35 protein-coding genes, 2 other RNA genes and 3 pseudogenes are annotated in these 24,236 nt (G+C 53.7%); 34 read left to right on the top strand and 6 right to left on the bottom strand.

What is annotated here, in order from left to right; translation table 11 throughout:
- Window positions 1-68: 68 nt before the first annotated feature.
- Window positions 69-959 carry a hypothetical protein gene (locus GKE73_RS16530; RefSeq protein ID WP_230370805.1) on the bottom strand — a complete coding sequence of 297 codons (891 nt, stop codon included), beginning with the start codon at window positions 957-959 and terminating at the stop codon, window positions 69-71.
- A 90-nt stretch (window positions 960-1,049) separates the two neighbouring features.
- On the opposite strand from GKE73_RS16530, the pseudogene GKE73_RS26715 reads away from it, so the two are divergent.
- Both GKE73_RS26715 and GKE73_RS16525 read left to right on the top strand, forming a co-directional pair.
- Window positions 1,050-1,241 (top strand): annotated as a pseudogene (locus GKE73_RS26715) (competence protein CoiA family protein); the annotation flags it as partial.
- A 36-nt stretch (window positions 1,242-1,277) separates the two neighbouring features.
- Complete coding sequence (locus GKE73_RS16525; RefSeq protein WP_230370804.1) at window positions 1,278-2,288, top strand: hypothetical protein; 1,011 nt, start codon at window positions 1,278-1,280, stop codon at window positions 2,286-2,288.
- Window positions 2,289-2,380: 92 nt separating this feature from the next.
- Here the strand turns inward: GKE73_RS16525 and GKE73_RS16520 are convergent, their stop codons facing one another.
- The gene (locus tag GKE73_RS16520; RefSeq protein ID WP_230370803.1) at window positions 2,381-3,046 is read right to left on the bottom strand and encodes an inovirus Gp2 family protein; all 666 of its coding nucleotides are present in this window, start codon (window positions 3,044-3,046) and stop codon (window positions 2,381-2,383) included.
- A gap of 318 nt (window positions 3,047-3,364) precedes the next feature.
- Complete coding sequence (locus tag GKE73_RS16515; RefSeq protein ID WP_230370802.1) at window positions 3,365-3,544, bottom strand: helix-turn-helix transcriptional regulator; 180 nt, start codon at window positions 3,542-3,544, stop codon at window positions 3,365-3,367.
- 329 nt (window positions 3,545-3,873) lie between these two features.
- Between GKE73_RS16515 and GKE73_RS16510 the strand changes: the two genes are divergently transcribed.
- On the top strand, window positions 3,874-4,395 hold the full coding sequence (locus tag GKE73_RS16510; protein ID WP_230370801.1) for a hypothetical protein: 522 nt from the start codon (window positions 3,874-3,876) through the stop codon (window positions 4,393-4,395).
- A gap of 858 nt (window positions 4,396-5,253) precedes the next feature.
- Here GKE73_RS16510 and GKE73_RS16505 read toward each other — a convergent pair.
- A pseudogene (locus tag GKE73_RS16505) lies at window positions 5,254-6,344 on the bottom strand (IS5 family transposase).
- A 195-nt stretch (window positions 6,345-6,539) separates the two neighbouring features.
- On the opposite strand from GKE73_RS16505, the gene GKE73_RS16500 reads away from it, so the two are divergent.
- Window positions 6,540-6,680 carry a hypothetical protein gene (locus GKE73_RS16500; protein ID WP_230370800.1) on the top strand — a complete coding sequence of 47 codons (141 nt, stop codon included), beginning with the start codon at window positions 6,540-6,542 and terminating at the stop codon, window positions 6,678-6,680.
- A 192-nt stretch (window positions 6,681-6,872) separates the two neighbouring features.
- Here GKE73_RS16500 and GKE73_RS16495 read toward each other — a convergent pair whose 3' ends face one another.
- Window positions 6,873-7,493, bottom strand: coding sequence for a S24 family peptidase (locus GKE73_RS16495; protein WP_230370799.1), 621 nt, complete (start codon window positions 7,491-7,493; stop codon window positions 6,873-6,875).
- 317 nt (window positions 7,494-7,810) lie between these two features.
- On the opposite strand from GKE73_RS16495, the pseudogene GKE73_RS16490 reads away from it, so the two are divergent.
- From GKE73_RS16490 to GKE73_RS16420, 15 genes and pseudogenes are all read left to right on the top strand, one after another.
- Window positions 7,811-8,142: pseudogene (locus GKE73_RS16490) on the top strand (helix-turn-helix domain-containing protein).
- A gap of 60 nt (window positions 8,143-8,202) precedes the next feature.
- Window positions 8,203-8,679 carry a hypothetical protein gene (locus tag GKE73_RS16485; protein ID WP_230370798.1) on the top strand — a complete coding sequence of 159 codons (477 nt, stop codon included), beginning with the start codon at window positions 8,203-8,205 and terminating at the stop codon, window positions 8,677-8,679.
- A 3-nt stretch (window positions 8,680-8,682) separates the two neighbouring features.
- Window positions 8,683-9,273: a hypothetical protein gene (locus tag GKE73_RS16480; RefSeq protein WP_230370797.1), complete on the top strand. Its 591-nt coding sequence runs from the start codon at window positions 8,683-8,685 to the stop codon at window positions 9,271-9,273.
- 141 nt (window positions 9,274-9,414) lie between these two features.
- Window positions 9,415-11,049 carry a DNA-binding protein gene (locus GKE73_RS16475; protein WP_230370796.1) on the top strand — a complete coding sequence of 545 codons (1,635 nt, stop codon included), beginning with the start codon at window positions 9,415-9,417 and terminating at the stop codon, window positions 11,047-11,049.
- Between the two features lie 81 nt (window positions 11,050-11,130).
- Entirely contained in the window at window positions 11,131-11,541 is a 411-nt protein-coding gene (locus GKE73_RS16470) for a hypothetical protein (RefSeq protein ID WP_230370795.1), read from the top strand.
- 4 nt (window positions 11,542-11,545) lie between these two features.
- The gene (locus tag GKE73_RS16465; protein WP_230370794.1) at window positions 11,546-12,265 is read left to right on the top strand and encodes an AAA family ATPase; all 720 of its coding nucleotides are present in this window, start codon (window positions 11,546-11,548) and stop codon (window positions 12,263-12,265) included.
- Window position 12,266: 1 nt separating this feature from the next.
- On the top strand, window positions 12,267-12,896 hold the full coding sequence (locus GKE73_RS16460; protein ID WP_230370793.1) for a hypothetical protein: 630 nt from the start codon (window positions 12,267-12,269) through the stop codon (window positions 12,894-12,896).
- Window positions 12,886-13,200, top strand: a complete 315-nt coding sequence (locus GKE73_RS16455; RefSeq protein ID WP_230370792.1) for a helix-turn-helix domain-containing protein — start codon at window positions 12,886-12,888, stop codon at window positions 13,198-13,200. Before GKE73_RS16460 ends, GKE73_RS16455 begins: the two co-directional genes overlap by 11 nt.
- A gap of 2 nt (window positions 13,201-13,202) precedes the next feature.
- Window positions 13,203-13,517, top strand: a complete 315-nt coding sequence (locus GKE73_RS16450; RefSeq protein ID WP_230370791.1) for an HI_1482 family protein — start codon at window positions 13,203-13,205, stop codon at window positions 13,515-13,517.
- 13 nt (window positions 13,518-13,530) lie between these two features.
- The gene (locus tag GKE73_RS16445; RefSeq protein ID WP_230370790.1) at window positions 13,531-13,917 is read left to right on the top strand and encodes a helix-turn-helix domain-containing protein; all 387 of its coding nucleotides are present in this window, start codon (window positions 13,531-13,533) and stop codon (window positions 13,915-13,917) included.
- Between the two features lie 16 nt (window positions 13,918-13,933).
- Entirely contained in the window at window positions 13,934-14,755 is an 822-nt protein-coding gene (locus GKE73_RS16440) for a hypothetical protein (protein WP_230370789.1), read from the top strand.
- Entirely contained in the window at window positions 14,752-15,111 is a 360-nt protein-coding gene (locus tag GKE73_RS16435; RefSeq protein ID WP_230370788.1) for a hypothetical protein, read from the top strand. Before GKE73_RS16440 ends, GKE73_RS16435 begins: the two co-directional genes overlap by 4 nt.
- 2 nt (window positions 15,112-15,113) lie before the next feature.
- The gene (locus tag GKE73_RS16430) at window positions 15,114-15,725 is read left to right on the top strand and encodes a DUF3164 family protein (protein WP_230370787.1); all 612 of its coding nucleotides are present in this window, start codon (window positions 15,114-15,116) and stop codon (window positions 15,723-15,725) included.
- Window positions 15,722-16,033 carry an HU family DNA-binding protein gene (locus GKE73_RS16425; RefSeq protein WP_230370786.1) on the top strand — a complete coding sequence of 104 codons (312 nt, stop codon included), beginning with the start codon at window positions 15,722-15,724 and terminating at the stop codon, window positions 16,031-16,033. The genes GKE73_RS16430 and GKE73_RS16425 overlap by 4 nt, the downstream gene beginning before the upstream one ends.
- Before the next feature lie 59 nt (window positions 16,034-16,092).
- Window positions 16,093-16,156, top strand: an RNA gene (locus GKE73_RS16420) — hammerhead ribozyme type II.
- Window positions 16,157-16,211: 55 nt separating this feature from the next.
- Here the strand turns inward: GKE73_RS16420 and GKE73_RS16415 are convergent.
- A complete protein-coding gene (locus tag GKE73_RS16415; RefSeq protein ID WP_230370785.1) occupies window positions 16,212-16,475 on the bottom strand; it encodes a hypothetical protein in 264 nt (87 codons plus the stop codon).
- A 70-nt stretch (window positions 16,476-16,545) separates the two neighbouring features.
- Here GKE73_RS16415 and GKE73_RS16410 point away from each other — a divergent pair.
- The 15 genes from GKE73_RS16410 (at window position 16,546) to GKE73_RS26710 (ending at window position 24,235) form a co-directional block, all read left to right on the top strand.
- Window positions 16,546-16,608, top strand: an RNA gene (locus GKE73_RS16410) — hammerhead ribozyme type II.
- A gap of 6 nt (window positions 16,609-16,614) precedes the next feature.
- A complete protein-coding gene (locus tag GKE73_RS16405; RefSeq protein ID WP_230370784.1) occupies window positions 16,615-17,043 on the top strand; it encodes a hypothetical protein in 429 nt (142 codons plus the stop codon).
- 157 nt (window positions 17,044-17,200) lie between these two features.
- Window positions 17,201-17,551, top strand: a complete 351-nt coding sequence (locus GKE73_RS16400) for a gp16 family protein (protein ID WP_230370783.1) — start codon at window positions 17,201-17,203, stop codon at window positions 17,549-17,551.
- A gap of 69 nt (window positions 17,552-17,620) precedes the next feature.
- Window positions 17,621-18,076, top strand: a complete 456-nt coding sequence (locus GKE73_RS16395) for a Mor transcription activator family protein (RefSeq protein ID WP_230370782.1) — start codon at window positions 17,621-17,623, stop codon at window positions 18,074-18,076.
- Between the two features lie 16 nt (window positions 18,077-18,092).
- Window positions 18,093-18,581: a hypothetical protein gene (locus tag GKE73_RS16390; protein ID WP_230370781.1), complete on the top strand. Its 489-nt coding sequence runs from the start codon at window positions 18,093-18,095 to the stop codon at window positions 18,579-18,581.
- Between the two features lie 116 nt (window positions 18,582-18,697).
- The gene (locus GKE73_RS16385) at window positions 18,698-19,222 is read left to right on the top strand and encodes an N-acetylmuramoyl-L-alanine amidase (protein ID WP_230370780.1); all 525 of its coding nucleotides are present in this window, start codon (window positions 18,698-18,700) and stop codon (window positions 19,220-19,222) included.
- Window positions 19,222-20,085 (top strand): DUF7940 domain-containing protein, encoded by an 864-nt coding sequence (locus GKE73_RS16380; protein WP_230370779.1) that lies wholly within the window; start codon window positions 19,222-19,224, stop codon window positions 20,083-20,085. The genes GKE73_RS16385 and GKE73_RS16380 overlap by 1 nt, the downstream gene beginning before the upstream one ends.
- A gap of 57 nt (window positions 20,086-20,142) precedes the next feature.
- Window positions 20,143-20,301, top strand: a complete 159-nt coding sequence (locus tag GKE73_RS16375; protein WP_230370778.1) for a hypothetical protein — start codon at window positions 20,143-20,145, stop codon at window positions 20,299-20,301.
- Between the two features lie 195 nt (window positions 20,302-20,496).
- Entirely contained in the window at window positions 20,497-20,871 is a 375-nt protein-coding gene (locus GKE73_RS16370) for a hypothetical protein (protein ID WP_230370777.1), read from the top strand.
- Window positions 20,868-21,179, top strand: coding sequence for a hypothetical protein (locus tag GKE73_RS16365; protein WP_230368970.1), 312 nt, complete (start codon window positions 20,868-20,870; stop codon window positions 21,177-21,179). Before GKE73_RS16370 ends, GKE73_RS16365 begins: the two co-directional genes overlap by 4 nt.
- A 1-nt stretch (window position 21,180) precedes the next feature.
- Window positions 21,181-21,750, top strand: a complete 570-nt coding sequence (locus GKE73_RS16360) for a DUF3486 family protein (RefSeq protein ID WP_230370776.1) — start codon at window positions 21,181-21,183, stop codon at window positions 21,748-21,750.
- Window positions 21,750-22,109 (top strand): hypothetical protein, encoded by a 360-nt coding sequence (locus GKE73_RS16355; RefSeq protein WP_230370775.1) that lies wholly within the window; start codon window positions 21,750-21,752, stop codon window positions 22,107-22,109. Before GKE73_RS16360 ends, GKE73_RS16355 begins: the two co-directional genes overlap by 1 nt.
- Window positions 22,057-22,416: a hypothetical protein gene (locus tag GKE73_RS16350; RefSeq protein WP_230370774.1), complete on the top strand. Its 360-nt coding sequence runs from the start codon at window positions 22,057-22,059 to the stop codon at window positions 22,414-22,416. The genes GKE73_RS16355 and GKE73_RS16350 overlap by 53 nt, the downstream gene beginning before the upstream one ends.
- A 17-nt stretch (window positions 22,417-22,433) precedes the next feature.
- The gene (locus GKE73_RS16345) at window positions 22,434-23,903 is read left to right on the top strand and encodes a hypothetical protein (RefSeq protein ID WP_230370773.1); all 1,470 of its coding nucleotides are present in this window, start codon (window positions 22,434-22,436) and stop codon (window positions 23,901-23,903) included.
- Window positions 23,904-23,953: 50 nt separating this feature from the next.
- Entirely contained in the window at window positions 23,954-24,235 is a 282-nt protein-coding gene (locus GKE73_RS26710; RefSeq protein WP_446686340.1) for a hypothetical protein, read from the top strand.
- The last annotated feature ends 1 nt before the right edge of the window (window position 24,236 follow it).

Raw genomic sequence — 24,236 nt, 5'->3', positions numbered from 1 at the left:
CCTTGGGTTCTCTTCACAGCGACCAACAATCCGTCGAGGCAAGTCTGGCTCGCCCTTATCCAGCTTGATCATCCAGCCACAGACCGGACAAGTCGCGGTATAGCGATATACATGTATCGTAGATGGGAGCTCGGGATCGTTTGCACGCTTGATCTCCACAGTGGCACCGAACTCCTTCCGGCAAGCATCCACTCCGGGGCAATGACAATTCTGTCATCAAATAGCGTGACGGCATTCTTGAAATGCACATACAGCCCGTAAGGTGCCAAGATCGCAGCTAGTACCATCAACAAATCCTGCCCAGTCACTGGAACATGTCTGGACCAGATATAAAGAATGATAAACAGCTCAAAAGTCAGTACAGAAATCAGAACCAGCACCTGCCATGACACAAAGCTCAGCCGTTTCCCTACAGTCCACTTCAGGCCTTCATTAGCAAAGATCCTACCTCGCCTTGAAAGCTTCAATGAAAGGTCGCGCTCATAGCGGATAGTACCTGCTGGTATCGATGCATCTGGGGTCTCAACAGTAACGGCCACTTCGGGCAAAGGACTAATTTCAAGGCAATACAATGTAGGTTTGCCACTAAGCTTCGTGATAACTGGGTAGCCAGGCAAACCCCTCTGGCGGCACAAATCCTGCAACTTCTCAACAATTTCTGGATAGCGCTGCTTTTCTATCTCATTCCACCGTGGGCTTAGCCGGGCAGATGGCTCTTGGTTCGGATTCCCTTCCAGATCCATATGAATCTCCTTGGTCGAGATCTGGGGCACCTCTTTACCATTAACGCAGGCATGTTCTGTTTGCTTGGCCAGATACTCCATGATCTTGCCACTCCATTGAGCCCGACGGTCACGTGGAATGGCGTCTTGCAAAACCTTAGCGACCTGAACGTAATCATCAGCCGAGTAGCAAACAGAAACATCATCAACATCATGATTTTCAATGATTTTTCCCACCTAAACTGCCCCTCAAATTACTCAATCTGACTACAGCAGCACGCATCACAGCCATAAGGTGACCTTCGTTACTTGACGAGGAGAACCCAAATGCATCATGAGCGGCAGATCAAACAACATGGCATTCCATTTGGATGGCATGTTCCTACTCAACGTATGGTTGACGCAAGTTCAGTGGCAAATGGTCTGGCTTGTGAATGCATCTGCTCCGCTTGCTCTGCCCCCTTGCAAGCAAAGCAAGGGAAAGTACGAGCATGGCACTTCGCACACCATACAGACACCAACTGCCAACATGCCGCGGAAGCGGCAGTACACCGCATGGCCAAGCAATTGATCGAAGAGCGCCAGCAAGTTCACGTCCCAGAACGAAGCTTCAGGAAAATGCTCCATGGCGAGAAGCAAGTATGGAGTGAAGAGATAGCGGTAACCGTTCAGGGCTCCGGCTTACAGGTGCTGACTGGTTGCGTGGCGGAGAAAACCATTTACGGCAACAACCCGCAAGATGGGATACGTCGGCCAGACGTGTTGGCTCTGCTGGATGGCCATCCCTTAGCGATCGAAATCCGCAATACGCACGAGGTCGATATAGAGAAGGCGGCATGGCTGAAGCAGCAGGGCTACTCCGTTCTGGAGATTGACATCGCAGATACCGCGTTCGAGCCGATGGAGTCCATCACGACGTTGCTAGAACGTCGGTTATTCGCCAACTCTCATCTGGCACAATGGCTCTGTCATGCTGGCGATGATGCGGCCAAGCGACAACTGATTGAGCTAGAAGCGGACACCCGTGCCAAGCGACGTGAAGAAGAACTTTTTCTGCTAGCCGAAATGGAAGCGAAAGCGCTCGCTGAGCAAAAGCGCATTGCCGCTAGAGCAAGACTTCAGGACATAGATGACTTCAGGCTACGGCTGGAAGATTGCACGGTGCGTATCGGACGCAACATCCGCCGTGTCTCTCTCAAAGTGCATGGTTTTACAGCCAAGCCAGCCTTTTCCAAGATCATGAACTTGGCTCACCGCTACGGTGGACAGTTCAATAAAAAGGGGAAATGCTGGGAATTCCAGCCGAAGCAAGATATTGAAGCATTTTTCCTACAGCTGTGTAGTGAAGCCGAGATGGTCTGCCTTGGAACAAATCGACGCACACCTGGTGGTGTAGCACCGATTCCGACACCACCTACCACACCAAACGTTGACGGGGACAGCCAAAGCACATTCAGAATCGCGCCCGAAACTGACGAGCGCTTTGAAGAACGGGCCGCGATCCTACAGTACGATGGTGGCTTTTCAAGGCAGGAGGCAGAAGAGCTTGCCGGGCAGAACATTTGAATACGTTCACCGATGGTCCCGGTAACGAACCAAAGTATTACGTTACCTACGCAAAGACTGGGGCAGGCCGCTTACCCGCCTGCCCTGTCCTGTTAACCCCTGCTTGCTCCAAATCCATGCCATCCGTTACCAAAAACCTTGGTATCAGCCTTGCACAGGTAGCTAGCACGATAAAACAACTGCTCAATACCGACCTGATCCCCCCTGTTGACTCGATATACAGCGTTATGAGGAAAGTGCACCAACCCACTCACCTCATTCCTACTCAAGCCTAATGCACTTGCCCAAGCCTCATGTACCCGGTGGTAGTTGTTGGACTGTTCCGAATTGAAATCACCCAAGGTATGGAAAGCATGGCCATTTAGTATGATCAATAAATGGTAATGTACACTACCGCATTCGCCTACTTCCCTCGCCCATACATAGCGCAGCATTGCATCATGCGCATACGGATCAAGAGCAGTAGCACAGCTCCGGTTGTAGCTGATTTTCTCTCGAAAGGAGGCAATAAACTTCATCAAGGCATGGTTGCTTAACGCAGCCTGATCGCACGCATTTCCTGCCGGAAACCGTAATTCCACACGAAAAGCAAATACACGGGAGCCACTTGAAAATGCCGTGCGTATTACTTGGTAGAGTTTCTCCAGATATTCCAATACCAGTGGACCACGCCTCAGGTACACCGGCAAGCCATTAAACAAGCTTTCTTCAAATAACTTTTGATTAGTATTATACGGATTTCTAAGTCTAGCACTCATAAATACCTCACAAGTAAAGTTCAAGCAAGTAGATTGTGCATACTTTCTTACTAGCAAAACTCTTCATTTCTTTTCTAGTTACTTAGCTGACATGCAAAACTACCCACAGCAAGATAAAAGCAATTACAGAAACAGCACCACTAGCCAACCAAACCATTGGATACTTACCCTTTAATATATCTACTACCTACAAATTTTACTGATGAAATCATTGAAAATAGCCGAACCAGCTAGCCACAACTCATCTGTAAACCTTCATTTACCCTTTTCAATTTACTCTGCAAAATTATCATTATCTTGGAATTAAAAACGGGCCAATCAGGCCCGTTCACGTTTTCGCTCTTCAATCCAACCGTAGACTTCCTCATCTAGCCATGCTGATGATTTTGGGCCAAGCTTGATAGGTTTCGGAAACTTTCCATTTTTAATGTAGAAGTAGATGGTCGAGCGCGGCAGCCCCGTGATTTCCATCACCATTTTCATTCTAAGTGCTTTCATAATCTTTCCCTTACGTTGTTGGTCCAGACCATGAGCGCATGGTGTATTTTTTTACTCTTATTACTATCTTGACGCTATTTCTCTAGCAGCTACTTGGTAGCCTTCCCTCTCCACAGCAGTAACATCACTGGACTATGACTGAAATTTTCTATCCAGAATCATCTATAGATCCTGCTAGTCCATTACTGAAAAATACTTGGCATTACCGATCACGAAACGCTTGATTTTCCTTTAAAAGTCGTATATGTATCTACATATGTAGACACTCATATGTAAAATATGAGATGTTTAATTATTTATTTGTCATATAAATTTTTAGAAAGGATGCCATGTACCCATCACATTTTTCAGGAGAAAATTTAGGATTCAATGAATTCTCACCTTCAACAAAGGAAAGATTAATAAATCTTTACTGGATGCAACTTGTAAACAAGAAAAATTCAAAACTAAGAGATGAAGATTATTACGATACCAATCGTGAACATTATATTATTGAATATCTCAAAGCAATAAACTACACACAAGACCATATTAGGCGCGATGCTGATCATTTGACTGAAAAACATTACATAGACTGGATCATTGACCTAGATTTTAGACAACACGAATTCATTATTAATAAATTAGATAGCCTTAATAATTTAAAAAAATACGCCAAATACAACAACATATCATGCATTGGCAGCGGTAAAACATTGATCACAACCATTTTCGACATACTGCAAAACAATACAACCACAAGAAACAACACTATTCCAATCGTGATTAAGTCATGGGATGAAACAATTATGCATGACAGAATTTTCACCGGTTTGAAACAAATACAAATGAGAGAATCATATGCGCATTGAATTGGTTGAAACGAAACGAGCCAGCCCATACCAAACACATACATACAAACATACTTCCGCACAATCCATTGGAAACAATAAAGATACTTTTCGATAAATTATACCAACACAAAGATACAAAAATCATTCAAATCAATAAAATAAAGCGCAGCTTTACAAACAAAACATATCACCAAAATTCAACATATATAAAATCACCACTATACATTGAATTATCAGAACACCATAAAAACAACCTAAAAGAAATAGCAAAATCAAACAACATGTCAATGAGACAATTAATTGAGAATTGGATTGACATGACACTTGCTCAAAATAGAAATTAAGATACCGACATTAAAATTAAACCAGAAAATTCATTTAGAATCACATGAGCATTAAAAACAAAAAAGCCACAACCAATCACTGGCTGTGGCTTTTCTAGCCTCACAAGGTTAATTTTAATCACACAACATTTTACTCAACATACACTGCAACATTACGTCTTGCAAAATTAATTAATGGCTGGCGGCCCCTGCATTCTATTGCATTGCCGACTTAATTCATAAGAAAAGCAATAATTATTGATGTAAATATCATAAAAATCACACCAATGAATTAGCAGTAAGCATGTTCTATTTCCACCCCATTAAATTAAACCGCCATTATGAATACGGCTCAATCAATACCAAATCAAGCCCTTTTGAGTGAAATAACATTCCTAGCAGGCCGTTGAAAAATCCGCTGATATAGCCCCAACCCATTTCCGAATGCGCAAAAAACGGGTTATCTCAGCGGACTGAACACCAATAAATCGGCATTCGGCTTGGGTTTTCTGGTTGTTTGCCGGTTATCCGGCGGTTTTGGGCGTAATACGCCCTACACATGCGATCCGCCCCAGCTGCCGGACAAGCTGCCAATGCGGACCAAGTTGTATGTCGCGAACGCCAAAATAGTTTGTCCGGCCAGTTTGGCCCTGCTGATCAGTTTGGTTTTGCGTAAACCACCCACGGTTTTCAGCCAGCCGAAGCATTCCTCGATACGTTTGCGGCGTCTCTGGCTGATTGCATAACCCTCATGGCGCGAGGTACGGCTGTCAATCGCTCTGCCAGTACGCTTACGTGCCACGTGGGGAGTAATACCCGGTCTCGACAGCCGCTAACGAATGTATCCGTGTCGTAGCCCTTGTCCGCGCCGACGGTGCTGCCTTTCTTGGCATGGCGCAGCAACAGATTCAGTGCCTCAGCGTTTTCCGTGTGGCCATTGACCTCCGACACCGAGACGTCTACGACCAGGCCGTTGCGGTTCTCGGTCAGGATGTGAGCCATGTGGCACAGCCTGCTGGCATCTCCAGCGCTTTTGCGAGCCAGTCGAGCTTCTGGATCAGTTTTGGATTGGTGGGTTTTGTTGCTTCGTTTCTCGCCCCGGAAATCGACATCCGGGTTGCGTCCTTCGGGAGGCGAGCTCGAGCTGTCGTCATCTTTGCGGACAAAGCTTTTGTGCGAGGCCTAGGCATCGATCAGCGTGCCGTCGACACTGAAATGTTCGTCGCTGGTCAGCTTGCCCCACTCGGCAATGCTGCGCACACGCACGAAAAAGGCGCGCGCCACATCCTCGGTGAACAGGCGGTCGCGGTTTTGCGAGAAGGTGGAGTGATCCCACACGCGGGCATCGGCGGATAGGCCGACAAACCAGCGAAATAGAAGGTTGTAGTCCAGTTGCTCCACCAACAGCCGCTCGGAGCGGATGGTGTAGAGCACTTGCAACAGAGAGGCGCGCAGTAGATGTTCGGGCGGAATCGAAGGCCGCCCGACGCAGGAATACAAGCCCTCAAATACATCATTCATCGAGCCGAGTACGAGATCGACCATCTGTCGTATCTTGCGCAGCGGGTGATTTGCCGGGATTCGATCCTCCAGCTGGACGTAGCTGAACAGGTTGGTCTGACTGTCGTTGCGGACGCCTCTCATCGGGTGCTTCCGTGGCTCGTTGGATGTTGATAATTATACCAAATGGATGGCCGTTAGTTTTTCAACGGCCTGCTAGGGAAGCTGGCCACTTTCACAAAGCTCAAGTGCACCTCCCAGCAGATCCAGTGTTTTACAGCGCTGTTCCCAATGAGTATGCCTTGCATAACGACCAGTCGTTTTGGCATCAGGCCTTGCGTGAGCCAGGATGATTTCGAGGTGAATGGTGACAATAGCGAAAAGCTGCGCATCACGTTTGCGCTGGACGGCGGCAACCAGAAAGATGGCGAAAGGAAGAACTCAATGTGGTGTGGTGAGGTGAATTGCACAGGGGGATAGTCTGTGGGATGAGCCGGGATGATGCGGGACAATCCGCGCCAGGCTTTGATTTCAGGCCGATTCGGGCCGGGCGACATGCAAATTTTAAAACCTGCAAAAGAAAACCGCGATTAACGCCTAAAGTAGCGCGTTTCGCGGTTTTTTTGCATTGGCATCAGATCGATACTTCACACGTACCAATACACCTAGCCGTTAAATTTGGCGCCCAAACCACACGACACGGCCGATGATGGAGAAGTCGTTAGGCAAGTTGGCCAGATCGACTTCAAAAGGCTCGTAGGCCGTATTCGCACTGGTTACCTTGATCTTGCCACCAGGAATGCGCTGCACGCGCTTCACGATCAGATCGCCATCCATACGCAGGACGTACAGACCCGTACCAGGATCATTGTCGGTATGGTTAATGAGGATGACGTCACGGTCGTTCAGTACACCCTCCATTGAGTCACCCTTCACCGAGATAACCGACAGGTCACTAGGCTGGCACCGCAGATAGTTGTCTATCCAATACTTGCGGAAAGCCATGGTAAACAGCGGTTTCTCGCCGTCTGTGCTTGCCCCGTAGCCTGCCGATGCCTTCAGGTTGTAGCGCGGAATGAAGGCGAACTCCTCCAAGCATACCGGGTTCCCCTGCGTATCCATTACCTGTGAGGTCGATGGGCCGACGGCATAGTGGGCGATTGGCTCATTAGTTGCGAACGATCCAGTCGTAGACACATCGCTGTCTAGCATCATTGGACCTTCGCCAATAGCTAACCATTCAACGTGAACACCTGCTGCATAGGCAAGTTTCACAAGGTTAGATGTGGACAAATCGACCTCTCCACCTCGCCATCTCTGCAAAGTGGTGTATGTAACCCCCACGCGCTTTGCCGCCTCGCCCTGGACCACCACACAACTGAATGGCCTTTTCAATCCGAGAAGGCAAACTAACGCAAAGGTTGTCTGTGTCAACTTTTGCAACACCCATAAGAACCCTCGCTAAACGCAAAAGTAACGCGTAAGAGTTTGATATTTAAAAGTTTAAGTAAGTAACCTGTGCAGTCACGTTTACTTTTCTATCAGAGCCAACCTTTGCGCAGTAAAAAATTAAACTCAAAGGTTTGACCGATTAAACTTTTACGTTTAGCATGTGCTCACCTAATCACCGAAATAGATTAAGGAATGAGCACAATGCAACCCGAAAAAAAACCGCCGTTGATTGGCACAGGGCGGACATCGTGGCGGAAGTTCGTAAGGTAGCTGGTCGATCCGCAAGCTGTCCATCGCGGCAGGAATGAGTCCTTCTGCACTGAACAATGCGCTTGATCGTCCTTGGCCGAAAGCCGAGCGAATTATCGCCGCTGCTATCGGTGTAAAGCCAGAAACCATTTGGCCAAGCCGTTACGAGCATCGCCATTTTAAGCCGGTTTTCCCTTCGGTGCCTTCTGGCACTGCAAATTGCCCTGTTGTCATGGAGTAAGCGTAGGTGGAAGCGCGACAGCGCACCAGCCTTACGTTTCCCGAAGCAAGGAAAACCATCATGAGAAAACGCAACTGGAAGTCGGCTAGACCTTCGAGTCTGGATGAGGCGATTGAGCTATGCGCCGATCACGCCAGCGAGGTTTTACGCCGCCCAGCCAAGGTGATGGCTGACCTGATGGGCGTTGAACTCAAAACCTATTACCGCTGGTTAGCCGACAGCTGCATTCCCCTTAACCGCGTTCGTCAGTTTGAGTATTTCGCCGGGGCGTCATTCGTCAGCGAGTACCTGTGTCTGGCCCATGGCAACAAGGTAGTGATCGCTATCCCGGCAGGACGTAAGGCCAGCGTGACGGATGTTGCCGAACTGCAGGCCAATGCTGCCGCCGCTATCTCGCTGTTAGCACGGTTTTATCAGGATGGGTCAGGACTGGAAGAAACCGTTTCTTCACTGACTCGCACCTTGTCTGAAGTGGCCTATCACCGCGAGAACGTGATGAAGGCCGGTCAGCCAGAACTTGGATTGTTTGAGGAGTAAGCCATGAAAAAGCTGTATGCCAAGATCGTGTTGTTGCTGATTCGCCCGGCATTGGAGGCTGATCGCAAGGAGCGGATGGAAGAGGCGCTTATCAATCTCGGCCCCTCTCCGGAGCGCACGAAAGTGCTGAATCGGCTGCTGGCGGATCTTTTTCGTGTTGTTGACAAGCTTGATCCAGAGGCAAGAAGGAATGTCCGCGGCGCAGTTTGGCAGGTGCTACTGAACGGTGCGCCCATGCTATGGGACCGTCCGCAACCAGAAGTAGGTGCCAAGTCAAGCAACGAGATTCAGTCGGAAGGTGAGCAAAAAAGCCACTCTCCTTCAGAGGGTGGCCGGGTTAGATCGGCTGAAGACGAGGCTATTTTGGCTGAGGCGCTCGAGGAGTACCGAACTCGTGCTCAAGGGAATGCAGAAGAGCATCTGAAAGATCTTGTAATAGCCTTGCGGAGACCTTTCCGTCGCCAGACTGGCTTAGCAGATTTGCAGCCTCCTCAGTCTCTTTGCGAAAAACATCGCGATCAAGAACGCCCTGCGCACCAAGAGTACGCGCAAGAACGTCAAACCCCGCCTGCAGCGCCCGTACGCGATCAATAAGGTCCTGAAGAATAGCACCGTGCAATTCGGGGGAAATTTCCATGAGGGTTCTCCAATGAAGGTTTATGACATGCAAGTTTGCGGCCTGCACTGCCATTCTACCCAGATTGGCAGAGTCCTCACCCAACAAGGGGTTTGGGCATGAGCCAGACCGAACTTAAAACGCATTACAGCGCCGCCGAGCTGGCCGAGATGAGGCTGCCGGGGTTGCCTGCATCGGTAAGCGGTATTTTCCGCGCAGCACAATCCGGTAGCTGGGAGTCATGTAAGAAGAAAGGGCGTGGTGGCGGGTATGAATACGCCCTAACCAGCCTGCCGCCAGAGGCGATCAAGGCGATCAAGGATCGCTTGGTCACAAAGCTGGTTTCTGCCCCGGTCGTGGCACTGCCCGCCGTTAAAACCAAGGAACAGCAGCTGGAATTGGCGCTGACCAGTCGTCAGCAGACGGTAGAAGGTGCCCGCAAGGGGGTGTTGGTGGCCATTGAGCGTTTGATGGCGGGGTGTGGCGTGAGCCGTGAGGCGGCGATTCACACGCTTTTAACGCAGGCCAAGGCCGGGATGCTGGACCCGCATCTGGACATGATGCTCCGCGCTGCCCATGACGGACGTGGCCGCAAGGGTTTGAATGGCCCCTATCCCTCCATTCGTACCATCAAAGGCTGGCGTGCCTTGGAAAAAGAAGGCCATCTGGCGCCTAAAACCGCCATGACGGCGTTACTGGATGTGCCGGAATGGGCCGCCGCCTTCCTGCGACTCTGGCAGTTGCCCAGCAAACCCAGCGTAGCGCATGCCTATGAGCAGTTCAGCCGTGAGTGGGCAGGAAGCCCGGAGGCGTTGCCCTCGGTTCATCAGGTGCGCCGCTTCATTGGCAAGCTGGGGAACGTCAGCCGCCAAACCGGCCGGATCGGCCCGCGTGAGATGAAGAATATCAAGCCGTTCGTCCGCCGCGATATCTCTGATCTGCTGCCGAACGACGTCTGGACCGCTGATGGGCACACCTTTGATGCCGAGGTTCAACACCCGTTCCATGGTAAGCCTTTCCGCCCGGAAATCACCGCCATTATCGATGTGGCCACCCGCCGTATCGTGGGATGGAGTGTCGGGCTGGCGGAATCATCACTAGCCGTACTGGATGCCATTACCCATGCGGTCACGCGTGAAGGCGTTATGGCGATCTTTTATGTCGATAACGGCTCTGGTTACAAAAACGATCTGCAGCGAAATGAATCGACCGGGATTATGGGACGGCTAGGTGCGGAAATGCACTTTGCCAAACCCTATAACTCGCAGGCCAAAGGTGCCGTGGAACGTTTGCACCAGTCGGTATTTGTTCGTGCCGCCCGCGAGTTGCAGAGTTATATCGGCGTCGATATGGACCGTGAAGCCAAACTGGCTCAATTCAAGATTACCCGTAAAGCCGTCAAAACCGGTGGAACCGTTAATTTGATCAGTTGGCCGCAATTTATCGAATTCATTAATAAGCGCATCGCGGATTACAACGCCCGTCCTCATTCCAGCCTGAATGGCATTAGCCCGGATATGAAACTGGCCGAGTTTATTGCTCTTGGCTGGGAACCTCATACGTTGAAACCGGGTGAAGACGCTTATCTGTTTCGGCCACAAGTCGAACGGGTTATTCGCCGGGGCGAAATACAACTGTATGGCAACCGCTATTTCAGCCGTGAGCTGGAGGAATTTCACGGTGAACAGCTGCGCATTGGCTATGACGTGAATGACGCCAGCCGGTATGGGTTTATGCCGACGATGGCAGGCTAATTTGCACCGCCGAATGGAATGCCAACGTCCGCAGTTACTTCCCGGTTTCTGTCATTGAGCGTGCCCGAGAGAAACGCGCCGATGCCCGCGCTGACCGCCTGCAAGCGCATCTGGAAGAAGTGGAAGCCGAACGCCGTGGCCAGCCTAACCATTGAGGCCCAAAAGGAAATCGTTATTCCCGGCGTGGTGTTTGGTACCCGTGAGCAGTTGGCCGAAGCTGCTGCCAAGGTTCGGGCCGAACACGCGGAAAAACCGGTCGAGCATCTGACCGACAAACCCACCCTGCAGGTGGTACCGCCGACCGTACCCGTTGAAACCGCCTTGCCGAGCAATGTGCTGTCCATCCCGGATAGCCCGGAGGCCCGTTACCGCTATTTCTGCACGCTGCGTGATCGCCATGGACGGGGCGAATGCCTCAGCGAGCGTGAACTGGATTGGGTACTGAACAAATACACCCACACCAACGAATACAAGACCTTGAGTCGTCGATAGGAGTTTGAACCGTGAACAAGATTGCACCGATTGCCAACCTCGATCTGGTCAGCATTGCGATGAGCAAGCTGATCAATCGCCAAGATGGCCTGCCGGGCCGGGCGTGTACTACGGCCCCAGCGGTTACGGCAAGACCACCACCATCGTGGCGGTGGCCAATGAAACCCGCGCCTATTACGTCCAGATGCGTAGTGCACGGGGCAAGAAAGCGCTGCTGGAAAAAATCGCCTTTGAAATGGGCATGCGTCCGGCCTCCACGGTATCGGCCAACCTTGATCTGATCTGCGAGCAGATGAGCACCAGCCAGCGGCCGCTGATTCTGGACGAAGCTGACCACGCTGCCAGCCGACCGGGCATGGTGGAACTGTTGCGCGACATTTACGAAGGCAGCCAAGCGCCGCTGATGCTGGTCGGTGAAGAAATGCTGCCAACCAAGCTGAAGAAGTTCGAACGCTTTCACGGCCGGGTGCTGGCACGGGTACCGGCCCAGCCGGTGACGATGGCTGACGCGGCGAAACTGGTTCCGATTTACAGCCCACAGGTCGCCATCGCTGAGGACTTGCTGGCCTACGTGGTCGATCTGGCTCATGGCTCGGTCCGCCGGGTGTGCGTCAACCTGGTCAACCTCCATGAGTACGCGATGCTGCACGGGCTGGATGCGATTGACCGGGCCACATGGGGCACTAACCCGCTGTATACCGGCGACGCACCGAAGAGGAACTGAGATGGGGGCACCACTAAATCCGCGTCGTGCGGCTCACCTTGAAATGGTGGGGGGTAAGGGGGGGCGTCAGAGACTTTGGGAGGCTATCCGTAAAAAACGTGACGACTTCACGGTCATCGACGTGGCCGCCAAAGCCGATACCGATATCGATACGGCGAAGACCTATCTGCGGTCGCTGACCAAGGCAGGAATCATTGAGGTCATTCAGGAGGCATCCGGTCATACCGAGAAGCGCTGGAAGCTGGCCGTGGATAAGGGAATCGAAGCGCCTCGCCTGACCCGTGACGGTAAGCCGGTCACCCAAGGTCTAGCCAATGAATCGATGTGGCGAACCATGCGCATGATCCGTGACTTTACGTTTCACGAACTGGCCGCGCTATCCAGTTCTTCCGAAGTCACCGTCGCGCCGGAAACCGCCAAGGCATACGTCAAGCACCTGTCCGCAGCGGGTTATCTGATTACCGTGACCAAGGGCCATGGCAAGGGCGCCGGTGGCATCCCCACCCGCTATCGCTTCAACCCGTCCCGCAACTCCGGCCCGCGCCCACCGATGATCCAGCGCACCAAGACGGTCTATGACCCGAATCTGGGGAAAGTAGTGTGGCAAGAGGAGCCTGATCATGACTGCTGACTGGCTGGATATCCTGCGGGAAGCGGTGGCCGAACGCGGGCAGAAACCGGTGGCCGACGCGCTGGGCTACTCGCGCTCTACGGTCAGCCTGGTACTGGCCGGGAAATATGCTGGCAAAACCGACGCCGTTGAGAAAAAAGTGCTCGCGGTACTGGCCCGTGTGACCTGCCCATTCAATGGCGCAGACATGACGATGGCCGATTGCCGGGCTTTCAGCAGTAGCCGCGCCCCCACTCACCACCCGTTAAAACTCAGCCACTGGCGAGCCTGCCGACAGTGCAAAAACTGCTGCAAAGGAGACTGACCATGTTAATGAGCACGACCCATTTACGTACCCATTCAACCCGGCAGGTTAATGCGGCGTTGCTGGATGCCACGCATAAAGCGGCCCGCGCCATTGAAGCGTTGAGCGAGAACGGCTTCACCGTTACCGACGTCGAGTTGAAGAGCGTATCCCGTCCGACCATCCGTATTCAGACCAGTGGCCAGTGCCACACCCTGATCGCCAAGGGCGAGGCGGTGTACTTCAGTTTTGGCAAGCGTGAGCGTGTGGGCCAGTACCGCGAAGGTCAGTTCCAGCTGGGCGGTTGCCGCATCGTTTGGACAGAAATCGGAAATTAATCAGGAGATGACCATGCAAGAACAAACCGTAGCCCGTGACTACCGCGCCATGCGCCGTGCCCTTGGCCTGAATCAATCGCAGTTCTGGAGTGCCGTCAAAGTCACCCAGTCCGGCGGCTCCCGCTATGAAAGCGGCCGCAAAGCCCCGGCACAGGTCGATGAGATGGTGCGCCTTCGCCACGAGCTGGGCATTGATATCACCCTCATCACCCCGGAAAACGCCGACGTGATCCGCGCCATTCTGCTGAAGGAACTGGATGCCAAGGAGCTGCTGGATCTGGCTAACCGTTGCCGTGAGTTGATGGTCAATGTCGGGAAGGTGGCGACGGATCTGGTCGAGACCTCTGTTGGGGTCAACACAATGCTGACCGGCAAAACCGCCTGCGTTGAGGTGCAGTGACATGGAGAACGCAAAAGTGCTTGAACAGGAGGTGCTGGCTGCCTTGTCCGAACACAAACATGGCCGCTCGACCAAAGAACTCGCCCAACAGCTGGGGCGTAGCGTGATGGAACTGACGTCAGCACTGTTGCAGCTTGAGAGCCAAAACAAGGTCAACCGCCGCGATGTCGGTAACGAACTGATCTGGCAGTTCGGACCCGGAAAGCACGTGGTCGCGGAGGCCAAGCCGAATGACAAGCAGAACGTTCCTGCCCGGGTTAAGCGGATATTGATGGGAGTAGGCAAAACCGGGATGACATCGGCCCAGCTGGTTGATCAGGTGATCGGCGCATCGACAGCTGTCCAGGCTGCCCTGCAGTTCTACCGCAAAAAGGATCAGGTCAAACGCCATGACAATGGCCACTGGTATTGGGTCTCCAATACCGATCAGTCCGTCGCCAAGGAAAGCAAGGAGGTCCGTCATGCCGACTCCAATACGGATACCGAAGTGGCCGGGAGTGGGAACGTAAACGATGACATGAGTGCTCCAGACTGCAGCCCGATTCCGTTGATTGGCTCCATTGGTGATGACGGCACTGTAGAGCTGTTTGAGAGCGCACCTGAACGCTTCAAGGTGCTATTCCCCTCGCATGTGTCGGGCAAGAAACCGGTAGAACCGTCGCCATCCAGGCCCAAAGAAGAAGTGCCGTTTAACTGCCTGTTGGATCAAGCCGGGCGGCTTTATCTGGACCTGACGAACGGCAGCACGACGGTACTCAGCCCGGATGAAACCGATCAGTTGTACCAGTTTTTGCACCGGTTACAGCCAGTCATGCCGCAACGGGAGTTGCTGGCATGACGCAGGACAGCGAGCTGGATGACATGACCAAGGCAAGGTTGGCCGAAGAGGTTGAGCGTCTGGTTGGCATGGGCATGGACCGGAAGAAGGCCCGGCGCATTGTGTGGGATGACTATCTGGACGAGCTGGCGGTCTATGCCACACCGGTGGTCGCCACCGCACCAGAGCCACCACAGCCCGAGCCTAGCCCACCAGACACCCCGGTACCGGAGCCGCCACCGGATAAACCACCATCGCCGCCGTCACGAAAACGATTCTGGCGGGCAGCCGATGAAGTGGCGATGACGCCGGAGTGGCTGCAAAAGAACCGGGCCGAACTGGCCAAAGTAAAGCGATTAGTAGGACTGAGGAAATAACCATGAATGCCATCCCGCAGGGATACAAAAAGGACGCCAAGGGACGCTTGATTCCGGTCGAGACCATCAAGCCTATCGATATCGCCCGTGATGAGCTGGTGAGCGAAATCGTCAAGAAAGCCGTTGAGGTCAAAGCACATCTGGCCACGTTCAAGGCCACGGCCTTTGCCGATATCCGGGCTTTTATTGAACTGTCGGCAGAGCGTTATGGCGCCAAGGTCGGCGGGGCCAAGGGCAATACCACCCTGACCACCTTTGATGGCCGCTACCAGATCAAGCGGGCCGTATCCGACACGCTGACGTTTGACGAGGGACTGCAGGCCGCCAAGGCGCTGATCGATGAATGCGTACACGAGTGGACCGAGGGAGCGCGCAGCGAGATCCGCGCCCTGATCAATGACGCCTTCAACGTCGACAAGGAGGGAAAGATTTCAACCGGTCGCATCCTCGGTCTGCGCCGTCTGGATATTCAGGACGAGAAATGGCAACGCGCCATGGCAGCCCTCAGTGACTCGGTACGGGTGCAGTGCTCCAAGTCATACATCCGCGTCTACGAGCGGGTTGGCGACGCTGACCAGTATGTGCCGATTCCGCTGGATATTGCCGGGGTATGAGCCTCGCCAATTACAAGCTACTGATTCGCAACCTGCGTACCGGGAATATTCCCAAGCACTCAATTTTTCACCTGATAAGGGACTTCAACATGACTAAACAAGAACTGATCACCACCACGGCCGAAAAATCTGGCCTGTCCAAAGCCGACGTTCTGCGCGTTGTCGATGCACTGGAACAAAACATTCATCAAGAACTGGCCAATGGCGGCGAGATCGTGCTGGCCAGCACCGGCAAGTTCAAGGTCAAGGATGTCTTAAGCTCCGAGCTGGCCGCAACCCGAAAACCGGCGAAACCATTCAAGTGTTAAGCCAAACGCAAGGTTGTTTTTGCTCCATCCAAGTCACTGAAAGACGCCATCGCTTAACCCAGCGAAACCGCCCGCAAGGGTGGTCTGCCGGGCGTGGTGGCCGGCACTGATGAGCAGCCAGACAGATGAAATCAAGGATCAATGATGCAGAAAAACCAAGAAATCAATACAGATCGGTTCATTCAGTGGGCTCGGGAAAGTAGTGAAGCAGCATGTCGCGGAAAGCAACTCCTTGCTCAATCCAACTCTCCTGTAGGGCGCTGGAGAGCCAGTTGGAAACGAGGTGTTCGCTACTTATTTGGAAAACTTTTTTGGCGGCGCTTGGATTCGAATGGGTCGAGAGAAGAGAAATAAGCAAGCTGGTCATGACTTGCTGCTGCACCTCAAGAGTGCGGAGCCGTTCTTGAACGTTGAGGTTAGTGGCGTCTTGCTGATTTGACATAGATGAACTCCCACGATGGTGAATGAAGTGCACGTTGACTGCATGCACTGCCATCTTACCCGAACGGGATACGCGAAACCGCCGTGAGGCGGTCTGTCTGGCGTGGTGGCCGGGCACTGATGAGCAGCCGAGGAAAAATATGAAACTGACCAAAGAACAGAAACAGGAACTGATCGACAAGCTGGCTAGACCGTGGGGCCGGGTAAGCCTCCTATGTGATGGCCACAAAGTGGAATTGGTAGTGAAGCTTTGCAAGGGCATGCGCTATCGCGTGGTCACGTATGTGGATGGTCGCTGGGAGAGTAAGTGGGTGTCGGGTAAGGAGGAGCATCCCGAACAGAAATTCTTGAACAAGCAAGTCCGTCCAGCTTGCCCAAAGAAAGATAAGGCGGCCATGGAGAAAGCCGTAGGCAAGCGCTACTTCAAAAAAATGTGTGTTGAAGATCGCTACTGGACCGCGACCTTCACGCTTTACGACATCACCTGGGCAAGTGGCCGCTCCGCTATCAACCACCTGTGCAAGGTCTGCGATTCCATCCAGATCGCCCCCGAAGAGGCCACTGCTTAGAACCCGGTGTCGAGCCTGCGTTACAGGCTCCGCAACGTGTTTTAACCCTCAATGCAGCCGTGAGTGGCCAGCCTCCGACCAACGACAGGAGTGCCGTCCTCTGATAAAGCAAGCATGGCCACTCACGCGTGCATTGAGTCTGACCAGGAGAAGAACAATGACAGACCGACGCAAGGCGATGATCTCCAAGATTCATATCGCCAAGCAGCAGCTGCAGATGGCGGATGACAGCTATCGGGCCATGCTCGCCCGTCTGGCCGAAGGCAAGACCAGCAGCACCAAGCTGACCTTGCAGCAACTGGATGACGTACTGGCCGAGATGAAGCGCCTTGGCTTTGTGCAAAAGACAGTGCGAAACATCGGTAAACGCCCCACGCCCCAAGATGACCGCAAGCGCTACATGGCCAAGGTTGAGGCTCTGCTGGCTGACCAGAAACGGCCATGGGACTACGCCGATGGAATGGCGCTCAGAATGTTCAAGGTTGAGAAGGTGGCCTCGGCTGGATGATGACCAGCTGCGCCGGTTGATGATAGGGCTGGAAATCGATGCCCGCCGCCACGGGAAAGGGACTGAAGCATGGGAAAAGTAAGAGAGGACGCGATTCTACGTGCCCAGCACCTGCTACCGGAAAACGCCCGTGAACTGGTGCGGCTGATCAGCCTGCCCATGACGATGAAGCTGGTCGACCTGCTGGGTGGCACGCATTTCCCGATCCCTAAAACTGCCCGGCAGGAAGGCCAGTATTTTTCGGCGCTGGCCGAGGTCGTGGGAGTGGATGCAGCCAGAACGCTGACCAAACACTACGGGAACACGCGGTTATACGTACCGAAATGCGCCGCCGCGTTGCGGGCGCTACGTGATGCAGAGATTCGGACAGACTATGACAGACACTGCCGGGAGCTGGGACATAATGCCACTGTCAATAATATACTGGTGCCAAAGTTCAAACTGTGTGACCGCCGGATCGAAGAGATTTTGAGCAAGGCCGACGAGCTTCTGCCTGAGAACATCCCCCAAGGTCAGCTGTTTTAGGAAGAAGGATATAGATATGAAAATGGGAACATTATCGGTCTTGCTGATCGCTGTGATTGGCGTGGCATCGGCAGCCAGCTTGTATAAAAAGCATGAAGAAAAGAAGGCAAGGATAGCTGAGTTGGAATTGACATTAGGTGATGTCGATTCCTTGATGAAAAAGCATGATGAGTTCAACTCTATAACAAAGATTGCAGCATCGACGCCAAGAATTCAGCTGTCACCCTTGGTAGCCCGCATGCAGGACATGAAGAATGGGCTGAATATTTCTGCAAAAAAAGGCTGTTCCGTTGATGCCAAGTTGGTCCTTGATGACTACATCAAAGCAAAAATTGATAGCTATATCGCCTTTATGGGTGCCATGAATCCTGAAGGGAACGGTGATGCAGCCAAAGAGGAGATGTACAGACAAGATGAGATAGCGAACCAAAAGGAAACACGGTTCATGGAGCTTGAGACAGCTTGTCTAACCGGTAGTAATCAAGAACTACAGCAATTAAAGTAACCGCCATCCAACCCCGCCACCCAGCGGGGTTTTGTTTTTACCGAACCCCTTCCCAATCCGTCCGTCCCGCCTGAATCCCTACGATAGCCCTCATGTTTTCAGCATGAGGAGGCATGATGCCCCGCGCTATCAACCTGATCGTCATCCACTGTTCGGCCAGCCCGAATGGCAAGCAGCTGGCCAAGAATGGCCAGACGGCCGCCGATGTCATTGATGTTTGGCACTGTGCCCGAGGTTTTCACCGTCAGCCTGCCGCTGTCGCCGCGTTTAACCCCACGTTAAAAGCCATTGGCTACCACTTTGTGCTGGACACTGACGGCAGCAAGTCGACCGGCCGTGGTCTGGATGAAATCGGCGCTCATGTGTCCGGTTTCAACGCCAACTCTATCGGCGTCTGCATGGTCGGCACTGACCAGTTCACGTTGCTGCAATGGCAAGCGTTGACCAGCCTGATCAAAGCGCTGGCGGCGAAGTATCCATCGGCGCGGATTGTTGGCCACCGTGATCTGTCGCCCGACAAAAACCACGACGGCACCATCGAACCCAACGAATGGCTCAAGACTTGCCCCGGTTTCACCGTCGCAGACTGGCTTAAAGGTGGAATGAAGCCGCTGTCCGGCAAGATTTTGGGGGGCGTGTAATGCGCTTCGATCCAATCGCCCCAGTCTGGCACCGCCTGTGGTCCATCCGCTTTGCGCTGCTATCCGCTGTGTGTGCTTTGGTCTCCGCGTTGCTGCAAACCGGCACCGATCTGCTGCCGGTTTGGCAGGCCGCGCTACACCCGATGCCGTTTGCCATCCTGTCGACGGTGTTTGGCTTTCTGTCTGCTGTGAGCCGGGTGGTGCATCAGCTTAGCGACGCGGCAATTGCTTGCCGACCTGCAAGCCGACAAGGACCAGACAGCATGAATCTTCCTTCCGTTTCCCTGTTGCCGTGGTGGGTCAAACCGCTGGCCATCGTCACCGTTCTCGCTGGTGTTGGCTATGGCATCTACCACACCGGTTATCAAGCGGCTGCACATGACTGGCAAGCCAAGCTGGACAAGCAAAAGGCGGATTACGAGTCGACCTTGCTCCAGAAGGCTGAGGCCAAATCCCGCGAACTGGCCAAGGCGGCTTCCGATACCCAGAAGTACGCCCAGCTGGCTCACCAGTTAGGCGTCACCTTGCTGGCCACAGAAAGCCAGCTCAAAGCCAAACAGCAACAACTCAAGCAAAGGATTCCCGATGCGATACGCATGGATGGTCAGCATTGGACTGGCCTTGGCCCTGTCAGCCTGCGCCTCTACCAAGCCGAACTCGGCTACGGAACCGCAGGTGATCCGGGTCTGCCCGCAACCCAGCCCGGAGATGCTGCAAAAGCCGATCAAGCAGCTCCGGTACCGGGTTATCACCAGAAGACATCCTGGCTCACGCCAGTGATTACGGTGCCTCGGTGCGGCGCACTGGAAGCCAAGTTTGACAGCTTGATCACGTTTCACACTCAAGCATCGGAGATCAAATGACTCAACTCCCACCGGCGGACCTAGGCGTCCGTCAGAACGAACAAGCCCAGCTGCTGGATGACCTGTCTGAAGCCACCCACCGCACTGGAAAAACTGATCCAGCGGATTCCCCCGCTAGGCGGGAATCGCCAGCTGGCCATGGAAGCCACCAAGCGGTTTGAGGAGGCAAAAATGTGGATCGACAAGGCGACGACATCCTTTGATGGATCAATTTGATCGAGCCCAGAAACTGGAGCTGGAAGAGCGCGAAACAAGGATCGCGGAGCACCAGGCGATGGTGCCATCCGGTAAGCCTTCCACGCACTGTGTTGATTGCCTGGGCGAAATCCCGAAAGAGCGTCAGGCCGCTGCACCCGGCCTGCGTTGCACACGTTGTCAGAGCGCCGTTGAGCGCCGAAATGGGGGGCCACGGTGAAGGTCACTGTTGAGTTTTGGTATCTGGTCGGCCTGCTGTTGGGCTTTTTAGGCGTGGTTTTCACCTTTGGCAAGCTGTTGCTGGGTGAGATTGAGAAACGTCTGGATCAGCGATTCGAGACGATTGATAAGGCCAACAAGGATTCCAGTACGCATTGGGATGAACGCTTTTCTGCGCTGTTGGAACAGAACCGGCGCGAGGCTGAAGGCTGGAAAACCATCGAAAAAGACTTCCTGCGCTTCCGGGCTGAATTGCCGCTGCAGTACGTGCGCCGGGATGACTACGTCCGCAACCAGACCGTGATCGAAGCCAAGATCGATTCGATCGCCCTCAAGATTGAAAACGTCCAACTGAAAGGACTACAGCAATGAATATCGATGCCGCCAAAGTTCGTCGCGAGAGCATGCGCTGGTATCTGGTGCTGGCCCTGTATAACGCCCGGCCAGAGGAACTGGTCGAGGATGTCATTCAGGCGACCATGCGCGTCATCATCCCGGATGTGTCACCACTGGAAGTGCGCAAGGAACTGGAGTATCTGGTCGACCGAGCCATGGTGAAGGTCCGCAAGGAACCGTCTGGCCGCTGGTGGGCCGATATCACCCGCTATGGCGTGGATCTGGCCGAGTACACCATCGACTGCCAGCCCGGTATTGGTCGACCGGAAAAGTACTGGAACTGACATGGCGGCACGCACTAGCGTTTCCATGCTGCCATCAGCCGTGCGTGAGTGGCTGGACCAGTCCTTGGTTGAAGGCAATTTCAGCGGCTACCAAGCGCTGGAAGAAGCCCTGCGCGACAAGGGATTTGCCATCAGCAAATCCGCCATCCACCGCTATGGCCAGAAGATTGAACGACGCTTCGCTGCTATCAAGGCCAGCACCGAGGCCGCCCGACTGCTGACGCAAGGCGCCTCTGACGATACCGATGCCCGCTCCGAGGCGGTGATCGCTCTGGTGCAGACCGAGTTGTTCGACTCCATCGTCAACCTGCAGGAGGCCAGTGACGAGGATGTCTCCAATGAAGACCGCATTGCTTTGCTGTCCAAAGTGGCCAAGAACATTGCCACGTTGAGCCGGGCTTCGGTCAATCAGAAGAAATTCCGTCTGGATGAGCAGGCCCGCATTGAGCGCGAAGCCCGCACCAAGCAGCTGGCCGAGCAGGAAGAAAGGCTGGAAGAACTGCGTGGCTCGGATGGCATGAGCGAGCAGATGGAAAACAGCATCCGCCGCATTCTGTTGGGTAAAGAGTGATGGCCGAACAGGAACATCCCCCGTTAAAAGCCCTTGGTGGCCCGCGCAAGATTAACCTGGCCGAAGAGATGGAACTGGCCGGGGTGGTGGTACCGCAGGACGTGGCTGATGCCATCCCGGAGAATCAACCGGTTTTACTGCCGTACCAGCAGCGCTGGTTTGAGGACGAGTCCCAGATCATGATCGCGGAGAAGTCACGCCGTACCGGTCTGACGTGGGCGGAAGCTTACACGCAACGTGGTCAAGGCGGCCAGACCACGGCGCCGCCAAGGCTGCAATACCTTCTATGTCGGCAGCAAAAAGGAAATGGCGCTGGAGTACATCGCCGCCGCCGCATTGTTTGCCAAAGCCTTCAATGAGCTGGCGCGGGCCGATGTGTACGAACAGACGTTCTGGGATGAAGGTAAGCAGGAAGAAATCCTCGCCTACATGATTCGCTTCCCCAAATCCGGCTTCAAGATTCAGGCGTTATCCAGTCGTCCCTCCAACCTGCGCGGTCTGCAGGGCGATGTGGTGATTGATGAAGCGGCTTTCCACGATTCACTCGCAGAACTGCTCAAGGCCGCGCTGGCCCTCACCATGTGGGGTAACAAGGTTCGGCTGATCAGTACCCATAACGGTGTCGAAAACATCTTCAACGAGCTGATTCAGGAAGCGCGTGCTTAAGCAAGAAGGATTACAGCGTGCATCGCATCACGCTGGATGACGCCATTGCCGACGGTCTCTATAAGCGCATCTGTTATGTCACCGGTCAGACCTGGTCGGTCGAAGCCGAGAAGAAATGGCGCGATGACCTCTACAAGAATGCCCCGAACCCCGAGTCGGCCGACGAGGAGTACGGCTGCATCCCCAAAAACAGCGGCGGAAACTGGCTATCCAGCCTGCTGATTGAAAAGCGCATGTCGGCCGACACGCCGGTGCTGCGCTACGAGTGCCCCCAAGGCTTTGAGCTGGAGCCTGACTATGTGCGGGAGCGCCATTGCCAGGACTGGATTGATGAAGTGCTCCAGCCGGAGCTGGACACACTTCCCAAGGGTGTCCGCAGCTTTGACGGGGAGGACTTCGCCCGGAGCGGTGACTTGTCGGTCCATGTGCCGCTGATCGAACTGCAGAACCTGGTGCGGCGCGTGCCGTTCATTCTGGAAATGCGCAACGTGCCCTTCCGCCAACAAGAGCAAGTCACTTTCCATCTGCTGGATGCCCTGCCGGGCTTTGCCGGGGGTGCCTTCGATGCGCGGGGTAACGGCCAGTTTCTGGCCGAGGTGGCCATGCAGCGCTACGGCGCGGATCGCATCCACCAAGTCATGCTGTCCGAAGGGTGGTACCGGGAGAACATGCCGCCGGTCAAAGCCGCGCTGGAAGACGGCGATCTGGATGGTCTGCCGAAAGACAAGGACGTGCTGGCCGACATGCGGGCAGTGCAAATCATCAACGGGGTTCCGCGTATCCCTGACACCCGGACCACCGGCGAAGACAAGGGCAAGCGCCACGGTGACGTGGCCGTTGCGGTGGCTTTGGCCTGGTATGCCGCCCGCGTGATTGATGCCGCGCCACTGGCAACCAAAGGCTACAAGGGCATCGGGCGAGGACAGTTTGCGGCATCAGCCCGATTCGGGCGCGGTACCGGTAGCCCATCAGAAACGAGTACGGGGATTGGATGGCAGCGAGACGACATAGGACGGCATGGATTGTCGTTCAGCCAAATACTCACTTTTGCATTTTGGACAGATAAAACATGGATAGGAGCCTTTATGTCCAGCCGCCTGCAAGATCGATTTGACGCCATTCTGATAGCAGTTTTCGCACAGGTCATGAAGCGGTTCGGAGCCTTGGCAATCTGGCTTCAGGCGGTGAGTGAACGTTCCCGGAGCCAGTTCGTGCAATTGGTAGCGCTGCTTTTCTTCTTCCCAGCTTTTGAGATCTCGAATTTCGGCTTCAAGGTCGCCAGTGCGGCTCAGCAGCGCCGCATAGTCCGCCTGAATGGAAAACATTTTCTGCTGGATATCAAAAATGATTCTGTTCAGCTCAACGGCCTTGGTCGATACAGCCGAATCCGTTTTGAGCGTGAGCAAACTCTGAGCCAGCTCCGCCGCAGACTTCAGGCCGCCGAATGCGCCCGTAATCATATCAATCATGGTTCCGTCTCCAAGTAATGACATTGAAGTTTAGCAGTGACGTGCCAATGCAAAAAAGGATGTAAATCATGGCGCAACTCGTTGACCATAATGGTCAGCCCATTAACATGGGTCTGTTAAAAACCTCCATCGCCACCCCGACCACCACCGGGGTGCGGCAGATCATTGCCTCTGCCAGCCATGGCCTTGACCCGGAATTGCTGGGTCACATGCTGCGTCAGGCGGTGAACGGTGATGCCAGCGCCTACTTGCGGCTGGCCGAGGACATGGAAGAGAAGTACCTGCACTATGGCTCCGAGTTGTCGACTCGCAAGCGTGCCCTGGTTGGTCTGGAGCTGTACGTCGAGTAGA

This window comes from Paludibacterium denitrificans (assembly GCF_009707705.1).
GTDB lineage: Bacteria > Pseudomonadota > Gammaproteobacteria > Burkholderiales > Chromobacteriaceae > Paludibacterium_A > Paludibacterium_A denitrificans.
This window is presented reverse-complemented; position numbering and strand designations above follow the sequence as displayed.